Source organism: Micromonospora sp. NPDC020750 (assembly GCF_044334565.1).
GTDB lineage: Bacteria > Actinomycetota > Actinomycetes > Mycobacteriales > Micromonosporaceae > Micromonospora.
In genome coordinates this window covers 110,136-126,175 of record NZ_JBIRTH010000004.1, presented here as the reverse complement: position 1 = coordinate 126,175, position 16,040 = coordinate 110,136, and the positions used below count along the sequence as shown (strand labels likewise).

Sequence of the window (16,040 nt, the reverse complement as noted above, 5' to 3'; positions counted from 1 at the left end):
CCGGCTCAGCGTCGCACCGAGGAGCAGCATGAAGTCCACCGCCGCCGGGTCGGCGACCACCGACCCGATCGACACCCTCCCAGCTTCCTTCCGCTGGGGGGTGGCCACGTCGTCGTACCAGATCGAGGGCGCGGTCGCCGAGGACGGACGGACACCGTCGATCTGGGACACCTTCTGCCGCGTCCCGGGGGCGGTGGCCCGCGGCGACACCGGCGACGTGGCCTGCGACCACTACCACCGGATGCCGCAGGACGTGGCCCTGACCGCGGACCTGGGCGTGGACACGTACCGGTTCTCGACGGCCTGGCCCCGGGTGCAGCCGGGCGGGCGGGGCCCGGCCAACCCGGCGGGCCTGGCCTTCTACGACCGGCTGGTCGACGAGCTGCTCGGCCGGGGCGTCGACCCGTGGGTCACGCTCTACCACTGGGACCTGCCGCAGGAGCTGGAGGACGCCGGCGGCTGGCCGACGCGGGACACCGCCTACCGGTTCGCCGACTACGCGATGCTGGTCTTCGACGCCCTCGGCGACCGGGTACGGACGTGGACCACGCTCAACGAGCCGTGGTGCTCGGCGATGCTCGGCTACGCGTACGGCGAGCACGCCCCGGGCCGACGCGACCTCGGCGACGCCATCGCGGCGGCGCACCACCTGCTGCTCGGCCACGGGCTGGCGACCCGGCGGATCAGGGCGGCGGCCACCACCCCGGTCGAGGTGGGCATCACGCTGAACCTGGCCACCGCCGAACCGGCCACCGACAGCGCCGCCGACCGCGACGCCGCCCGGGCCTCCGACGGGCTGGGCGCGCGGTTCTACCTGGACCCGCTCGTGCACGGCCGGTACCCCGACGACGTGCTGGCCGACCTGGCGGCCGACGGGGTGACGGTCCCGGTGTACGACGACGACCTGACGGTCATCGCCGCCCCGCTCGACGTGCTCGGGGTCAACTACTACTTCGGGCAGGTCTTCTCCGGGGTGGACGCCGACGGCCGGGACCGGGACGCCGACGGCCGGCCGGTGCGCCGGGTCGTCCCACGGGGCCGACCGCGCACGGCGATGGACTGGGAGATCGTCCCGGAGTGCTTCACCGACCTGCTGCTGCGGATCAGCCGCGACTACCCCGGCCTGCCGATGGTCATCACCGAGAACGGCGCGGCGTTCGACGACCGCCCGGACGCGCGCGGCTTCGTCGCCGACGACGACCGGGTGGACTACCTCGCCGAGCACCTGCGCGCGGTGGCCCGGGCCCGGCGGGCCGGCGCGGACGTGCGCGGCTACTTCGCCTGGTCGCTGCTGGACAACTTCGAGTGGTCGTACGGCTACGACAAGAGGTTCGGCATCGTCCGGGTCGACTACGACACGCAGGAACGCGTCCCGAAGCGCAGCGCGCTGTGGTTCCGTGACACCGTCCGGCGGGTGCGCGGGCGGGGCTGAGCGACCGGACGGCACGGCGGGGAGGCGGCGACGGTGCCGTCACCCCGCCCCTGTCCGTGCCGGCCCGTCGCTTTTTTCAGTGCTTGACATAAGAGTTACAACAGTGTTTCCTCAGTCATGACCGTCGATTCCTCACCCCTCACCCCACCCACCACCCACCGCTCGCCGGCCCGCGCCGCGCTGGCCGGGGCCCTCACACTCTGCCTGACAACCGGCGTCCTGACCCTCGCGGCCTCGACCGCGCAGGCCGCCGGTGAGAGCGTGAACGTCTGGCTCACCACCACCTCCGACGCCGGCGGCCGCGCCGTCACCCGCGGGCTGCAACAGCAGGCTCCGGTGAGCTTCGCGGCGTCCAGCAGCGGAGCCACGCACACCGTCACCGTCGACGAGAACACCCGATACCAGCCGTTCGAGGGCGCCGGCGCGTCGATCACGGACACCACCGCGTACCTGCTACGCGGCGGCCCGGTCAGCGTGGCCACCCGCGACGAGGTGATGCGCAAGCTGTTCAGCCCCACCGACGGCATCGGGCTGTCCTTCGTCCGCAACCCGATCGGGGCCTCCGACCTGTCCCGCCCGGGGCACGTCTCCCTCGACGACACCTGCTGCGACCTCACCGACTTCGGCGCCAACGGCTACGACACCAACGTCGAGCTGCTCACCGCCCAGGCCCGGCAGCTCAACCCCGCCCTGCGGGTCAAGGTCGTGCCGTGGAGCGCGCCCAGCTGGATGAAGGACAACGGCCGGATGGACCAGATGGGCTGGCTGAAGTCCCAGTACTACGCCACCTACGCCCAGTACTTCGTCAAGACCGTCCAGGCGTACGCGGCGCGTGGCGTGAAGGTCGACTACCTCTCGGTGCAGAACGAGCCTAACTGCTGCCAGTCGGGCAACCCGGCCGCGATGGACTACCCCGGGATGAGCTGGAACTCCTCCGGCCTGGCCGAGCTGACCAAGAACTTCGTCTACCCCGCGTTCCGGGCCGCCGGCATCACCACGAAGGTGCTGGTGCACGACTGGAACTACGGCGACTACGCCACCATGGGCGCCGGGGTGCTCGGCGACGCCGCGGTACGCACCGACCCGCTCTTCGGCGGCATCGCCTGGCACGGCTACTTCGGGGACCCGGCGGTCGGCAGCCAGGTGCAGGGCCAGTACCCGTCGGTGCCGCAGTTCAGCACCGAGCACTCCGGTGGCACCTGGATCGGCAACCAGCACAACGAGGACATGGCAGACATCGTCAACTACGCCCGGAACTGGAGCCGGAGCATCGTCAAGTGGAGCCTGGCGCTCAACCAGAACATGGGCCCGCACAACGGCGGCTGCGGCACCTGCACCGGCCTGATCACCGTGCAGGAGGGCGGCTCCCGCGCCGGCCAGGTCGACTACACGATCGAGTACTACACCACCGGGCACCTGACCAAGTTCGTCCGGCCCGGGGCGCAGCGGATCGCCTCCACCGCCAACGGCACGGTGCAGAACGTCGCCTACCGCAACTCCGACGGCACCAAGGCGCTGCTGGCCCACAACGGTGGCACGTCCGCTCAGTCGGTGAAGGTGGTCTGGGGCGGGCAGTCGTTCACCTACACCCTGCCGGCCCGGACCACCGCCACGTTCACCTGGGCGGGCACCCAGTCCGGGCCCGGGACGCCCACCGGGCCGACCGGACCGGTCACCGGCCTCGGCGGCAAGTGCCTGGACGTCACCGACAACAGCAGCGCCGACGGCGCCGCGGCGCAGATCTGGAGCTGCGCCGGCAGCGCCAACCAGACCTGGACCCGCGCCTCCGACGGGACGCTGCGGTCGCTGGGCAAGTGCCTCGACGTCTCCGGCGGCGGCACCGCCGACGGCACGAAGGTACAACTGTGGACCTGCAACGGCAGCGCCGCGCAGCAGTGGACGTGGACGGCCGGGCGGGACCTGGTGAACCCGCAGGCGAACAAGTGCCTCGACATCACCGGCAACGTCTCCGCCGACGGCACGAAGACGCAGGTCTGGTCGTGCACCGGCGGGGCCAACCAGAAGTGGAACCTGCCGGCCTGACGGCCCGTACGGTCGGCGGCGCCCGGGACAGTGCGCCGCCGACCAGGGGCGGACAGCGCGGGATGGGAAAACTCCCGAACCTGCCCACTCCGGACATCACCTTGCGGGTTTCCCGCGTCGACTGCCGGCAGGTCGTTCATCGTGCCGGGCACGGACGGGCTCGACGTTGACCGCGGCCATCGGCCCGACCCGCCATCGAAAGAAAATTTCGTGGCTGCGGTTGCGGTATGTAGACATTATTCTTGCCGCCGCTTATCGTCACCGCATCGCCCATAGGTACAGATCGATTTAAGGAGTGTGTCGATGGGACAGTTGCGGCGGTGGGCTGGCATTCCGATGGCTCTGTTGGCGGCGGGGATCCTGATCGGCGGTGATCCGGCGAGCGCCGGGGCGGCGCCGAAGCCGGTGCCCCCGACCGTCACCGAGGCCGTGACCAACAAGCTGCTCGGTCAGGCCGAGCGTTCCAGCACGGGTGATGTCGCGACACCGGAAACCCGCGTCACGATCAGCCGGCAGGAGGGGCGGTGGGCGTTCGGCACAGCCGTCGCGGTCGCCCCCCGCAAAAAGGACGCCCACCCGACCGGCTCGGTGTTCATCGCGCGCGCCGATGCCGGACGGTGGCGGGTCGCGTTCGACGGCGAGGCCGACTTCAGCGAACTGGCCGGCGAGTCGCCCCTCGTGTCGGAGCGGGAGCGGCAGGTCTTCAAGACCACGCCGGCCCCCACGTACGCCGGCGGTGACTACCGGACCGGGATGGCCCTGCCGTTCGCGGTCGGCCAGACCTGGACGCTCACCAGCGGCCCGCACGGCTGGGGCGGCAGCGAGTCGCCGTACAGCTCCGTGGACCTCGCCGGCGGCGACCAGGTCGTCCGCGCCGCCCGGGGCGGCACGGCGTACACGATGTGCCAGGGCTGGATCCGGGTGATCCACGACCGGGGCTACTCGACCGACTACTACCACCTGTGGAGCAGCATCTCGGTCAACGGGGCGGCGGTCGGCGCGGGCGCCTACCTGGGCTACACCGGCACCGACGTCACCTGCGGCGGGGCCGCCTACGGCCGGCACGTCCACTTCGGGCTGCGGCAGAACAGCGCGTACGTCCCCATCGCCGGTCACGGCATCGGCAAGTGGGCGTTCGAGAACGGCGCCGCCGCCTACCAGGGTGGCACGCGGCACGGATCGGCCTGGGCCGGGGCCGGCAGCGCCGTCTACAACTACGGCGCGCTCGGCTTCACCCAGGGAGTGGTTGACGCCAACGGCGGTGGGAGCCTCACCCGGCGTGCCGGGCCCGGCACCGGCTACGCCGCGCTCGGATCGGTCGGCGACGGGGCCACCGTCACCATCTCCTGCTCCGCGAACGGAACCTCACATGCCGGGCGGTACGGCACCACGTCGCTCTGGAACCGGCTCAGCGACGGTAGCTGGGTCTCCGACGCGTACCTCTGGACCGGGGTGAACAGCACGATCAACGGCTGGTGCTGATCGCCTGCCCGGCGCGGCGGCGAGCCGTCGCGCCGGGCACGGCACGTCTGGGCAGAACCTCCCCTGACTGTCCAGCCGCGGGAGCAACGACAAGCCGGGACGGACGTGCTGCGTCCGGGCCAGGCGGCGGCGACAACGGCCGGACTGGGACAATGACGGCATGCAGAAGATCTCGCTCGCAGCCCTCGCCCGCCAGCAAGTCGATCGCGCAGCCGACGCCGGTGGCCGGCACACCGCCGATACCGTCTACGGCGGCCACGAGAAGGTGCTACGCCAGACGGTCATCGGCATGAGCGGGGGCGCACGCCTCGCGGAGCATGAGAACCCGGGCGAGGCCACGGTCCAGGTGCTCCACGGCCGGGTCCGCATGATCGCTGGTGAGCAGTCGTGGGAGGCGCGCACCGGTGACCTGCTGATCGTGCCCGACGCACGCCACAGTCTCGAGGCGCTGGAGGATTCCGCGATCCTGCTGACCGTTGCCAAGTTGCCCTGATCCGACGGTGCCGGACAGACCACCGGCAGGCCGGGCCGACGCCCGCCGTCGGTGGCTGCCGGCCATCCAACCGGGGCTCCGTTGGCGGGAATGGATACCCCAGGGGGTATGTTGTGATGGTCGGTCCGGCGAGAAGCACACCTCCGGCAAGGTCGACATCGAGGCCGACCGGATACCCCCCGGGGTAGGTGTACGGTGAGAGGGGAGGTGGTCGAGATGAAGTTGCGTCCCGAGATGACCGGCGAGGCGCTGACCCGCCTGAAGCGAGCGCGAGGGCAGCTCAATGCGGTCATCGAGATGATGGAGAGCGGTCAGGACTGCCGCGAGGCGCTGACCCAGCTCGCCGCGGTGTCGAAGGCGATCGACCGGGCGGGGTACAAGATCATTGCCTCCGGCATGCGGCACTGCTCCGGCGCCCGCGATCGCGGCGAGCAGCCGGAGATGACCGAGGAGGAACTGGAGAAGCTGTTCCTGGCGCTGGCGTGACCCACCAGGGCTGACGCCGACGCCCGGGTGGCGTGTTCGCCGCCGGGGCGGGTAAGCGCCTGTTCGAGTTCGACCAAGGGTGACGACTGTCTCCTGCATACCCCCCGGGGTATGTAGGTAGTGAAAGGAGTAGACGGATGACGGTGCAGGTGTCGGTCCTCGCGACCTCGTCCCTCGGGGACCGCAGCTACCTGGCGACGGACGGCCGGGTGGCGGTGGTGGTGGACCCGCAGCGGGACATCGACCGAATCGTGTATCTCGCGGGTGAGAAGGGTGTGCGGATCACTCACGTGGTGGAGACGCACATCCACAACGACTACGTCTCCGGCGGCCTGCAACTGGCCCGGCTGACCGGCGCGGAGTACCTGGTCTCCGCCGCCGACGAGATGGGCTTCGACCGGATGCCGGTCAACGACGGCGACGAGGTGGCCGTGTCCTACCTGCTGCGGCTGCGGGTGGTCGGCACTCCCGGGCACACCTTCCACCATCTGTCGTACGTGCTGGACGAGGCCGGCGACGGCGGCTGGTCCCCGGTGGGGGTGTTCACCGGCGGGTCGCTGCTGTTCGGCACGACCGGGCGTACCGACCTGCTCGGCCAACAGCACGCCCACACCCTGGCCCACCACCAGCACGAATCGGCGCGGAAGCTGGCCGACCTGCTTCCCGACGGCGCCCAGGTGTGGCCCACCCACGGCTTCGGCAGCTTCTGCTCGGCCAGCCAGGCCGACGCCCCGGAGTCGACCATCGGCCGGGAGAAGCAGGCCAACCCGGCGCTGCGGCTGGCCGCCGACCAGTTCGTCACCGAGACCCTCGCCGGACTGGACGCCTACCCCGCCTACTACGCCCACATGGGAGTGGCCAACGCCGCCGGGCCCGCCCCGGTCGACCTCAGCCCGGTGACCCGGGCCGACGCCACGCAGTTGCGGGGGCGGATCGCTGCCGGGGAGTGGGTGGTCGACCTGCGCCACCGCAAGGCGTACGCGGGCTCGCACCTCGCCGGCACCGTCAGCCTCGGCCTCGACGGGCCCATGTCGACGTGGCTCGGCTGGCTGATCACCTGGGGGGTGCCGATCACCCTCCTGGCGGAGACGCCGGAGCAGGTCGCCGACGCCCAGCGGGAACTGGTCCGCATCGGCATCGACCGCCCGGCCGCCCAGTCCACCGGAGCCCCCGAGCAGTGGGCGGCCGGCCCGGCCGACCTGCGGGAGCTGACCGTCGCCGACTTCCCGGCCCTCGCCGCCGCACAGGCCGGGAACACCCCCGAGGGCCTGCCCGCCCCGCAGGTCGTGCTCGACGTGCGGATGACCAACGAGTGGAAGGCCGGCCACATCGACGGCGCGGTGCACGTGCCGCTGCCCGACCTGCCCACGCGGCTCGGCGACGTGCCGGCCGGCACCGTGTGGGTGCACTGCGGCTCCGGCTACCGCGCCACCGCCGCCGCGTCGCTGCTGGCCAACGCCGGCCGTGAGGTCGTCCTGATCGACGACATGTTCAGCCACGCCGAGCAGGCCGGCGTCCGGATGGCCGCCACCGCCTGACCGAAGCTACTTTCGACGGAGGAAGAATGACCACGACCCCGACCACCCCCTCGACGCTCGACGCGGCCACCCTGCGTGAGCTGATCGCCACCGGGCGGGCGCCCCGGCTGCTCGACGTGCGTACCCCGGGCGAGTTCGAGACCTCGCACATCCCCGGTTCCTACAACGTGCCGCTGGACCTGCTCAAGGAGCACCGCGAGGAGCTGCGCCGCCACCTCGACGAGGACGTCGTGCTGATCTGCCGCTCCGGGGTCCGCGCCGCCCAGGCCGAACGGACCCTCGCCGGGGCCGGTCTAGCCAACCTGAAGGTGCTCGACGGCGGCATCATGGCCTGGCAGGCGGCCGACGCGCCGATCAGCCAGGGAAACCCCCGCTGGGACCTGGAGCGCCAGGTACGCCTGGTCGCCGGATCCGTCGTCCTGGCCAGCGTCCTCGGCTCGGTGTTCGTGCCGCAGCTCAAGTGGGTCGCCGGGTTCATCGGCGCCGGCCTCACCTTCGCCGCAGTGACCAACACCTGCGCGATGGGCATGCTGCTCGGCAAGCTCCCCTACAACCGGGGCGCCAGCTGCGACCTGGACACCGTCGTCGGCCAACTCCGGGAGAGATCGACGGCCGGGCGGCGGGCATGACGGGCAGCCTCGCGCTGACCGTCGGGCTGGCCGTGCTGATCGGGATCAGCCTCGGCCTGCTCGGCGGCGGCGGCTCGATCCTCGCCGTGCCGCTGCTGGTCTACGTCGCCGGCCTGCCGGCCAAGGAGGCCATCGCCACCTCGCTGCTCGTCGTCGGGGTCACCAGCGCGGTTGGCGTGTTACCGCATGCGCGAGCCGGGCGCATCCGGTGGCGCACGGGGCTGATCTTCGGCGTGGCCGGTATGACCGGCGCGTACGCGGGCGGCCGTCTCGCCGGGTTCATCCCGGCCGGGGTGCTGCTCACCGGGTTCGCCCTGATGATGCTGGCCACCGCCATCGCGATGATCCGCGGTCGGCGCGGCGCCGAGAGCCGGCCCGTGGCGCACGAGCTTCCCGTCGGGCCGGTCGTCCTCGACGGTGTCGTGGTCGGCCTGGTCACCGGCCTGGTCGGCGCCGGTGGCGGCTTCCTGGTGGTGCCGGCGCTGGCCCTGCTCGGTGGCCTGCCGATGCCGGTCGCCGTGGGCACCTCGCTGGTCGTCATCGCCATGAAGTCCTTCGCCGGCCTGGCCGGCTACCTGTCCAGCGTCAGCATCGACTGGCGCCTGGCCGCCGTGGTGACCGCCGCGGCCGTCGTCGGCAGCCTGCTCGGCGGCCGGCTCACCGGCCGGATTCCCGAGGACGTGCTACGCAAGGCGTTCGGCTGGTTCGTCGTGGTGATGGGCGTCTTCGTCCTCGCCCAGCAGCTTCCCGACGCGGTGCGGACCAACCCGCTGCTGTGGATCGCGCTCGGCCTGGCCGCCGTGGTGACGGCCGGCGTCACCGTCCGGCAGAACCGCCGGCGGGGCCGGCACACCGCCCGTGAGGCCGTGGTGGCCGGACGGTCGTGACGCGCAGGCAACGTGCCGGGGGGCGATCGTGCGGGTCAGCGGGCGCGCGGCCGGCGGGCCGGGCGCGTGGACGCCGCGGGGCGGGCGGCGGCCGATCGGGGCACTCCGCCGTCGCGCAGCAGCCGGGCCATCGGCAGGGTGGCCGCGCCCATCGCGACCGCGTCGGGCCCGAGCTGGCACAGCTCGATCGAGGCCTGGGCGTACGGCTGGCGCAGCGCGTGCCGTGCGGTGGCCTCCCGGATCCGGGGCAGGAACCGCTCGCCGAGGGCCAGCCCGGCCCACCCGCCGAGCACCACCCGCTCGGGGTTGAACAGGTTGATCAGGGTCGCCACCCCGGCGCCGAGGTAGCCCACGGTCTCGTCGAGCACCGCCTCGGCGGTCTTCGTCGAGGAGCGCAGCAGCTCGCCCAGCGCGCTCTCCTCGTCGCCGCCGGCCGCCGGCCGGCCCCGGTTGGCCTGCCGGTAGCGGTCGAGGATGCCCTCCGCCCCGACGTACGCCTCCAGGCAGCCCAGGTTGCCGCAGCGGCACCGGCGACCGCCGTACGCGATGGTGGTGTGCCCCCACTCGCCGGCGCTGCTGTGCGCGCCCCGGTAGCTCACCCCGTCGGTGATCACGGCAGCGCCCACTCCGGAGCCGACCAGCGCGACGACGGCGTGCCGGGTGCCCCGGCCGGCGCCGAACCACATCTCGGCCTGGCCGAGCGTCTTCGCCCCGTTGTCGACGTGCACGGGGATGTCGGTGCCGGCGCGGAGCATGGCGCCCAGCGGCACTCCCTCCCAGCCGAGCGTCTGGGCGTGCACGACGGCGTCGGCGGTGCGCTCCACCGTCCCGGAGATTGCCACCCCGAGCCCGAGCACCGCGGCGGGGTCGACGCCGGCCTGCTCGGTCACGGCGGTCAGCCCGTGCAGCAGGTGGGCCACCACCGCGTCGGGGTCGGGCTCGGCGGCGGCGATCGGGTACTCCGCCTTGGCCAGGGCGGTCATCGTCAGGTCGAACAGCTCGACCTGGATCCGGGTCTCCCCGACGTCGGCGCCGACCAGGTAGCCGTAGCTGGGGGTCACCCGTAGCAGCACCCGGGGTCGGCCGCCGTCGGACTCGACCGAGCCGGCCTCCTCGACCAGCCCCTCGTCGATCACCTCGCCGACCAGGTTGCTCACGCTGGCCAGGCTCAGCGCGGTGGCCTCCCCCAGCTCGTGCCGACTCAGCGGGCCGTCCAGCCAGATCCGGGTGAGCAGCACCGCGCGGTTGGCGCGACGCATGTCGCGCACGGTGGTGCGTCTGGCGTCCATCGGTCCGGTCCTCCCCCTGGGGCGCCAACGACCGGCACCCCCACCAGCATGCATCAGCAGCACGATTAATGCCATGAACTAAGGTTTGAAGTATGCTGCGGACCGGCCGGCACGCCGGCTCTGCCCGGCCGGCGCCCCGCCCGACGCGCGCCGCCGCGACCACCCCGTCCCAACCACCTCCTGCCGTCCCGCGCCACCCAACCGGAACCCAAGGAGCACGCCCGTGGCCGACCTGACCGCCCTGCCCGCCCACTTCCGCTGGGGCGTGGCGACCTCCGCGTACCAGATCGAGGGCGCCGTCGACGCCGACGGCCGCGCACCCTCCATCTGGGACACCTTCTGCCAAGTGCCCGGCGCGATCGACAACGGCGACACCGGCGACGTCGCCTGCGACCACTACCGGCGCTGGCCCGAGGACGTCGCCCTCATGCGCGGGCTCGGTGTCGACGCGTACCGGTTCTCGGTGGCCTGGCCCCGGGTGCTGCCCGAGGGCACCGGCCGGGTCAACCAGGCCGGGCTGGCCTTCTACGACCAACTGGTCGACGCCCTGCTGGAGGCCGGCATCCGGCCGTTCGTCACGCTCTACCACTGGGACCTGCCGCAGGCCCTGCAGGACCGGGGCGGCTGGCCGGCCCGGGACACCGCGTACGCCCTGGCCGACTACGCGGCCGTGGTGGCCGGCGCGCTCGGCGACCGGGTGCGCGACTGGACGACGATCAACGAGCCGCTCTGCTCGGCCTGGATCGGCCACCTGGAGGGCCGGATGGCCCCCGGCGACACCGACCTGGCGCTGGCCGTCCCCGCCGCCCACCACCTGCTGCTCGGACACGGCCTGGCAACCGCGGCGATCCGCGCGAACGCCGCCGAGCCCGCCTCCGTCGGCGTGGTGTGCAACCTCAGCCCGATCGAACCGGCCAGCGACCGCCCCGAGGACGTCGCCGCCGCCGTCCGCGCCGACGGGCACGTCAACCGGTGGTGGCTGGACCCGCTCTTCGGCCGCGGGTACCCCGCCGACATGCTGGAGGTGTACCGCACCGCGCCGCCGGTCCGCCCCGGTGACCTGGAGACGATCGCCACCCCGCTGGAGTTCTTCGGGCTCAACTACTACTTCCGGCAGCGGGTCGTCGCAGACCCGGACGGTCCCCCGCCGTACGCCCGCCAGGTGCCGGTGCCCGGCGCGGCCGAGACGGCGATGGGCTGGGAGACCCACGCGGCGGGCCTGGAGCAGCTGCTGGTGCGCCTCGCCGAGGAGTACGACGCCGGCCCGGTACACGTCACGGAGAGCGGCTCCGCCTGGCCGGACCGGGTGAACCCGGACGGCACCGTCGACGACCCGGAGCGCACCCGTTACCTGGAGGAGCACCTCGCGGCGTGCGCCGCAGCGGCCCGGCGGGGTGTGGACGTGGCCGGCTACTTCGCCTGGTCGCTGCTGGACAACTTCGAATGGGCGTACGGCTACGACAAGCGGTTCGGCCTGGTCCACGTCGACTACGCCACCCAGCGGCGCACGGTCAAGGCCAGCGGCCGACGGTACGCCGACCTGATCCGCGCCCACCGCAGCGTGCTGGCCTGACCGCCGAGCCGGCCGGGACAAAGGTGGCCCGCGGAGCACAACGCTCCGCGGGCCACCGTCACGATCGGTACACCGCCAGGGTCAGAGCAGGCCGAGACCCTGCACGGCCGCGCGCTCCTCCTGGAGCTCGGCCACGGACGCGTCGATGCGCTGCCGGGAGAACTCGTCGACGTCCAGGCCCTGCACGATCTCGAACCGGCCGTCGCGGGCGACCACCGGGAACGACGAGATCAGGCCCGCCGGCACCCCATAGGAGCCGTCGGAGACGATCGCGGCCGAGGTCCAGTCGCCCTCCGGCGTGCCGTTGATCCAGTCGTGCACGTGGTCGATCGCGGCGGACGCGGCCGACGCAGCCGACGACGCCCCCCGTACCTCGATGATCTCGGCACCGCGCTTGGCGACGCGGGGGATGAACTCGTCGGCCAGCCAGGACCGGTCGTCGATCAGCTCGGCCACCGGGCGGCCGTCGACCTCGGCGTGGAAGACGTCCGGGTACTGGGTGGCCGAGTGGTTGCCCCAGATCGTCAGCTTCTTCACCTGCGCGACGGTGACCTGGAGCTTGCGGGCGAGCTGCGCGATCGCCCGGTTGTGGTCCAGCCGGGTCATCGCGGTGAAACGGTCCGCGGGCACGTCGGGGGCGTGCGCCTGGGCGATGAGGGCGTTGGTGTTGGCCGGGTTGCCCACCACGAGCACCTTGATGTCCGGTGCGGCGCCGGCGTTGATCGCCTCGCCCTGAGGCTTGAAGATGCCGCCGTTGGCCGCCAGCAGGTCCCCGCGCTCCATCCCCTTGGTACGGGGCCGCGCGCCGACGAGCAGCGCCACGTTGGCACCCTCGAACGCCCGCTTCGGGTCGTCGAAGACGTCCACGCCGGCCAGCAGCGGGAACGCACAGTCGTCCAGCTCCAGGGCGGTGCCCTCGGCCGCGCGCACCGCAGCCGGGATCTCCAGCAGCCGGAGCTTCACCCGCCTCCCGCCACCGAGCAGTTGCCCGGACGCGATCCGGAACAGCAGCGCGTAGCCGATCTGTCCAGCTGCGCCGGTGACGGTAACGGTAAGGGGCGTCTCTGCCATCAGGGCTTCTCCTGCCGAAGGGACGATCGGTGCCGATCAGGGGCGCAGTCACCATATCGCGAGTCCCGAAACGCAGGCTCAGCAGCGCCTGGTGGCCCCGGTCACCTCCCCGCCGACCGGTTCCGAACAGGACGTGCCGGGCGGGCGCCCGCGCCGCGGCCCGGCGCGGACGCCCACGACGGTCAGCGGTCGGCCGCCACCGGCAGGCCGCTCTCGCGCGGCAGCAGCGCCACGGCGGTGAGCAGCACGGCCGAGCCGACGACCAGGTTCACCGTGAGCCGCTCACCGAGCAGCGCGACCGCCAGGACGGCGGCGGCCAGTGGCTCCAGCAGCACGACCACCGCGGCGGTCCCGGCCGGGACGGTGGCCAGCCCGGCGAAGTACCACCGGTACGCCAGCAGGGTGGGCACCACGCCGAGAAACACCAGCCAGCCGAGCACCGGCAGCGCCGCGCCGGTACGCGGCCAGACGCCCTCGGCCAGGGCGAACGGCAACAGGACCAGCAGGCCGGCGGCGAACGAGACGGCGTCGGCCTGCCCACCGCCGGCGGCCCGGGTGTACAGGGTGACCCCGCTGTAGCCGAGCGCGGACAGCAGCGCCGCGCCGACGCCCCACGCCTGCCCCGACCCGGTGTTCACCGGCCCACCGACGAGCAGGGCCAGCCCGGCGAGGGCGACGGCGATCACGAGCACGCCGCGCCGGCCGGGCCGCTCACCGAGCAGCACCCGGGCGCCGACGGTGACGAACACCGGCCCGGCCCCGAGCGTGACCAGAGTGCCGAGCGCCAGCCCGGCGTGGTCCACGGCGGCGAAGTACGCGCCCTGGTAGCCGGCCATGCCGACCCCGAGCACCACCGCCGTCCGGCGGGGCGTGGTGGACCGGGTTGCGCCCGGGCGGCAGGCGCAGGCCAGGACGAGCACGAGTGCGGCGACGGCGACCCGCCAGAAGGAAACGGCCAGCGGGCCCAGCCCGCTGGTCCGGAACAGCACCGCCGCCGCGGCGCCGCCCGCGCCCCAGGCGACGGCGGCGGACGAGATGAGGACGAGGTCGCGCCGGTACGGCGCGACGGTACGTGTGGTCATGGGGGGACAACTCCGTGATGGAAGCCGGAAAGAGACGGTCCGCGGGTACGCGGGCGGCGTCCATCGACCGGGCGGGCGGGCCCGTCCGGTGTGGAGTGCGTCAGATGGTGCCGCCCGCTAGCGGACGGGCGGCGGCAGGATCGTCATCGGCCTCATGGCTTCGCACCCTAACCGATTCCCACCGACGCGACGACGGGCCGCTCCCGGGGGAGCGACCCGTCGTCGTGGGTCCGGGCGGGTGTACGCCCGTCAGGTCATCTCGTCGTAGCGGCGGTCGATCGGCGTCGGGGCGGCGACCGGTTCCGGCGTGCCGATCGAGTCGGCGGCCTCGACCCGCTGGCCGGGGGCGACCGGATCGTCGTCGAGCTCCAACGGCGACACCTCGTCGTCGTCGATCCCGGCGTAGACCTCCTTGCCCCGCCCACGCCGCCGGTCGTTGAGGAACGCCACGCCGACCGCGCCGAAGTACAGCGCGGTCAGGCAGAGGGCCAGGGCCGTCATGCCGAACGGGTCCGGCGTCGGGGTGACCACGGCGGAGAAGGCGAAGAACACGAAGACCGCGATCCGCCACCAGCTGAGCAGCCGCTTCGCGCTGGCCAGCCCGACGAAATTGAGCATCAGCACGATGAGCGGGAACTCGAACGCCACCCCGAAGAGCAGGATCAGGTTGGTGACGAACGAGATGTACCGGGTCACCTCGAGGGTCGTCGCGATGTCGTCGCCGGAGATGTTGAGCAGGAACTCCAGCCCCTTCGTGGTGACGAAGAAGGCCAGCACCGCGCCGGCGGCGAACAGCGGGGCCGCGAGCGACGTGAAGATGTACGCGTACCGGCGCTCGTGCCGGTGCAGGCCCGGGGCGATGAACGCCCACAGCTGGTAGAGCCAGACCGGAGCGGCGATGATCAACCCGACCCAGAGGCCGATCTTCAGGTTGAGCAGGAAGACGTCGGCGACGCCGAGCTGCACGAAGTTGCACTTGCCCGTGACCGGGTCGATCGACGCCGGAAGGTCGCAGTACGGCTTCGACAGCAGCTTCCGCACCGGCTCCGCCAGCCAGATGCCGAAGCCGAAGCCGACGAGCAGGGCCAGGGACGCCCGGAACAGCCGGTTGCGCAGCTCACGGACGTGCTCGATGAGGGTCATCGAGCCGTCGGAGGCCCGTTCGAAGGTGCTCGGACCACGTTTACGCAGGGCGAAGGCCACGGTGGTGGGCCCTTCGGTCAGTTGTCGCGGACGCGCTGCACCGGGTCGATGACCGGCTGCTGCGGTGCCTGCGGCGGGGCGTAGGGCTGCTGCTGCGGCTGGACATGGGGCTGCTGCGCGTACGGCTGCTGGGGCTGCTGCCCGGCGGCCTGCGGCGGCAGCGGCTGGTAGGCGGCCTGGGCGTCGGCCTTCTCCGCCAGGTCACGGTCGTCGTCGTGCAGGCTCTTCGTCTCGGCCTTGATGATCCGCAGCGAGCGGCCCAGCGAACGGGCCGCGTCCGGGAGCCGCTTCGCACCGAACAGCAGGATCAGCACGACCACGAGTACGGCGATGTGCCACGGCTTGAGGGCACCCATGGGAAGCTCCAGTCGCTCTGTGTCGTCTCTGAGGGGTGTACCGGAGCCCATCGTACGTGCGTGAGGGCCCGTTGCCACCCGCCGGGCCGCTGGTGGTCACGGCCGGTCGGTGAAGTCTTGACCAACCCCGCTCGTCCCGTCAACCACCGGCGGCCGACCGTTTCTGCGCGCTATCGCCCCAAACGCGCGGCGATCGCGCACCGGACGACCGCCGCCGATCAGTGGCCGCGCTTGGCCTTGATCACCGCGACCCGCTGCTGGGTGACGGTCACCTGGCCCTGGAGGGCCTCCGCGCGCTCCTGGAGGGCCTCCGCGCTGACCTGCAAAGCCTCCGCCTCGGCCTGGCGCCTCTGCAACGCCACCGCGGCCCGCCGCAGCCGGGGCAGCCGCGCCACCACCGGCCGCACGGCCAACGCCAGCACCACGAGCGCGAACAGCACCACCGCCACCACGATCCACGTCACCACGGCGGCCAG

15 protein-coding genes are annotated in these 16,040 nt (G+C 72.6%); 9 read left to right on the top strand and 6 right to left on the bottom strand.

The genetic code is table 11. From position 1 onward, the window contains the following. Nucleotides 1-28 precede the first annotated feature (28 nt). The 8 genes from ACH4T9_RS14460 to ACH4T9_RS14425 all read left to right on the top strand — a co-directional run bounded on the left by ACH4T9_RS14460 (nucleotide 29) and on the right by ACH4T9_RS14425 (nucleotide 8,990). Complete coding sequence (locus ACH4T9_RS14460) at nucleotides 29-1,432, top strand: GH1 family beta-glucosidase (protein ID WP_396672938.1); 1,404 nt, start codon at nucleotides 29-31, stop codon at nucleotides 1,430-1,432. Nucleotides 1,433-1,549: 117 nt separating this feature from the next. Continuing rightward, nucleotides 1,550-3,475, top strand: a complete 1,926-nt coding sequence (locus ACH4T9_RS14455; RefSeq protein ID WP_396672939.1) for a ricin-type beta-trefoil lectin domain protein — start codon at nucleotides 1,550-1,552, stop codon at nucleotides 3,473-3,475. Between the two features lie 336 nt (nucleotides 3,476-3,811). Continuing rightward, nucleotides 3,812-4,957 (top strand): peptidoglycan DD-metalloendopeptidase family protein, encoded by a 1,146-nt coding sequence (locus tag ACH4T9_RS14450; protein WP_396686832.1) that lies wholly within the window; start codon nucleotides 3,812-3,814, stop codon nucleotides 4,955-4,957. Between the two features lie 160 nt (nucleotides 4,958-5,117). Beyond that, a complete protein-coding gene (locus tag ACH4T9_RS14445; protein WP_387018055.1) occupies nucleotides 5,118-5,450 on the top strand; it encodes a cupin domain-containing protein in 333 nt (110 codons plus the stop codon). A 216-nt stretch (nucleotides 5,451-5,666) separates the two neighbouring features. Continuing rightward, nucleotides 5,667-5,936, top strand: coding sequence for a metal-sensitive transcriptional regulator (locus ACH4T9_RS14440; protein ID WP_091089764.1), 270 nt, complete (start codon nucleotides 5,667-5,669; stop codon nucleotides 5,934-5,936). A 137-nt stretch (nucleotides 5,937-6,073) separates the two neighbouring features. Then, a complete protein-coding gene (locus ACH4T9_RS14435) occupies nucleotides 6,074-7,474 on the top strand; it encodes a rhodanese-like domain-containing protein (protein ID WP_396672941.1) in 1,401 nt (466 codons plus the stop codon). Nucleotides 7,475-7,500: 26 nt separating this feature from the next. Further along, the gene (locus ACH4T9_RS14430) at nucleotides 7,501-8,103 is read left to right on the top strand and encodes a rhodanese-like domain-containing protein (protein ID WP_396672942.1); all 603 of its coding nucleotides are present in this window, start codon (nucleotides 7,501-7,503) and stop codon (nucleotides 8,101-8,103) included. Next, nucleotides 8,100-8,990 (top strand): sulfite exporter TauE/SafE family protein, encoded by an 891-nt coding sequence (locus ACH4T9_RS14425; protein WP_396672943.1) that lies wholly within the window; start codon nucleotides 8,100-8,102, stop codon nucleotides 8,988-8,990. Before ACH4T9_RS14430 ends, ACH4T9_RS14425 begins: the two co-directional genes overlap by 4 nt. A gap of 35 nt (nucleotides 8,991-9,025) precedes the next feature. Here the strand turns inward: ACH4T9_RS14425 and ACH4T9_RS14420 are convergent, their stop codons facing one another. Continuing rightward, on the bottom strand, nucleotides 9,026-10,279 hold the full coding sequence (locus ACH4T9_RS14420; protein ID WP_396672944.1) for an ROK family protein: 1,254 nt from the start codon (nucleotides 10,277-10,279) through the stop codon (nucleotides 9,026-9,028). A gap of 223 nt (nucleotides 10,280-10,502) precedes the next feature. Here ACH4T9_RS14420 and ACH4T9_RS14415 point away from each other — a divergent pair, with 223 nt between their 5' ends. Next, complete coding sequence (locus ACH4T9_RS14415) at nucleotides 10,503-11,852, top strand: GH1 family beta-glucosidase (protein WP_396672945.1); 1,350 nt, start codon at nucleotides 10,503-10,505, stop codon at nucleotides 11,850-11,852. An 81-nt stretch (nucleotides 11,853-11,933) separates the two neighbouring features. Here ACH4T9_RS14415 and ACH4T9_RS14410 read toward each other — a convergent pair whose 3' ends face one another. The 5 genes from ACH4T9_RS14410 to ACH4T9_RS14390 all read right to left on the bottom strand — a co-directional run bounded on the left by ACH4T9_RS14410 (nucleotide 11,934) and on the right by ACH4T9_RS14390 (nucleotide 16,031). Further along, nucleotides 11,934-12,923, bottom strand: coding sequence for a malate dehydrogenase (locus tag ACH4T9_RS14410; RefSeq protein WP_396672946.1), 990 nt, complete (start codon nucleotides 12,921-12,923; stop codon nucleotides 11,934-11,936). A 182-nt stretch (nucleotides 12,924-13,105) separates the two neighbouring features. Beyond that, nucleotides 13,106-14,005 carry a DMT family transporter gene (locus ACH4T9_RS14405; protein ID WP_396672947.1) on the bottom strand — a complete coding sequence of 300 codons (900 nt, stop codon included), beginning with the start codon at nucleotides 14,003-14,005 and terminating at the stop codon, nucleotides 13,106-13,108. 249 nt (nucleotides 14,006-14,254) lie between these two features. After that, nucleotides 14,255-15,208, bottom strand: a complete 954-nt coding sequence (gene tatC / locus ACH4T9_RS14400) for a twin-arginine translocase subunit TatC (RefSeq protein WP_396672948.1) — start codon at nucleotides 15,206-15,208, stop codon at nucleotides 14,255-14,257. 17 nt (nucleotides 15,209-15,225) lie between these two features. Continuing rightward, nucleotides 15,226-15,564 (bottom strand): Sec-independent protein translocase subunit TatA, encoded by a 339-nt coding sequence (gene tatA / locus ACH4T9_RS14395; protein WP_350883160.1) that lies wholly within the window; start codon nucleotides 15,562-15,564, stop codon nucleotides 15,226-15,228. Between the two features lie 218 nt (nucleotides 15,565-15,782). Continuing rightward, entirely contained in the window at nucleotides 15,783-16,031 is a 249-nt protein-coding gene (locus ACH4T9_RS14390; RefSeq protein ID WP_350883158.1) for a hypothetical protein, read from the bottom strand. Nucleotides 16,032-16,040: the final 9 nt, after the last annotated feature.

Excerpts from the sequence above, each read along its gene's own strand:
- ACH4T9_RS14460 (WP_396672938.1), top strand. The coding sequence starts at position 29 with ATGAAGTCCACCGCCGCCGGGTCGGCGACCACCGACCCGATCGACACC.
- ACH4T9_RS14455 (WP_396672939.1), top strand. The coding sequence starts at position 1,550 with ATGACCGTCGATTCCTCACCCCTCACCCCACCCACCACCCACCGCTCG.
- ACH4T9_RS14450 (WP_396686832.1), top strand. The coding sequence starts at position 3,812 with ATGGCTCTGTTGGCGGCGGGGATCCTGATCGGCGGTGATCCGGCGAGC.
- ACH4T9_RS14445 (WP_387018055.1), top strand. The coding sequence starts at position 5,118 with ATGCAGAAGATCTCGCTCGCAGCCCTCGCCCGCCAGCAAGTCGATCGC.
- ACH4T9_RS14440 (WP_091089764.1), top strand. The coding sequence starts at position 5,667 with ATGAAGTTGCGTCCCGAGATGACCGGCGAGGCGCTGACCCGCCTGAAG.
- ACH4T9_RS14435 (WP_396672941.1), top strand. The coding sequence starts at position 6,074 with ATGACGGTGCAGGTGTCGGTCCTCGCGACCTCGTCCCTCGGGGACCGC.
- ACH4T9_RS14430 (WP_396672942.1), top strand. The coding sequence starts at position 7,501 with ATGACCACGACCCCGACCACCCCCTCGACGCTCGACGCGGCCACCCTG.
- ACH4T9_RS14425 (WP_396672943.1), top strand. The coding sequence starts at position 8,100 with ATGACGGGCAGCCTCGCGCTGACCGTCGGGCTGGCCGTGCTGATCGGG.
- ACH4T9_RS14420 (WP_396672944.1), bottom strand. The coding sequence starts at position 10,279 with ATGGACGCCAGACGCACCACCGTGCGCGACATGCGTCGCGCCAACCGC.
- ACH4T9_RS14410 (WP_396672946.1), bottom strand. The coding sequence starts at position 12,923 with ATGGCAGAGACGCCCCTTACCGTTACCGTCACCGGCGCAGCTGGACAG.
- ACH4T9_RS14405 (WP_396672947.1), bottom strand. The coding sequence starts at position 14,005 with ATGACCACACGTACCGTCGCGCCGTACCGGCGCGACCTCGTCCTCATC.
- tatA (WP_350883160.1), bottom strand. The coding sequence starts at position 15,564 with ATGGGTGCCCTCAAGCCGTGGCACATCGCCGTACTCGTGGTCGTGCTG.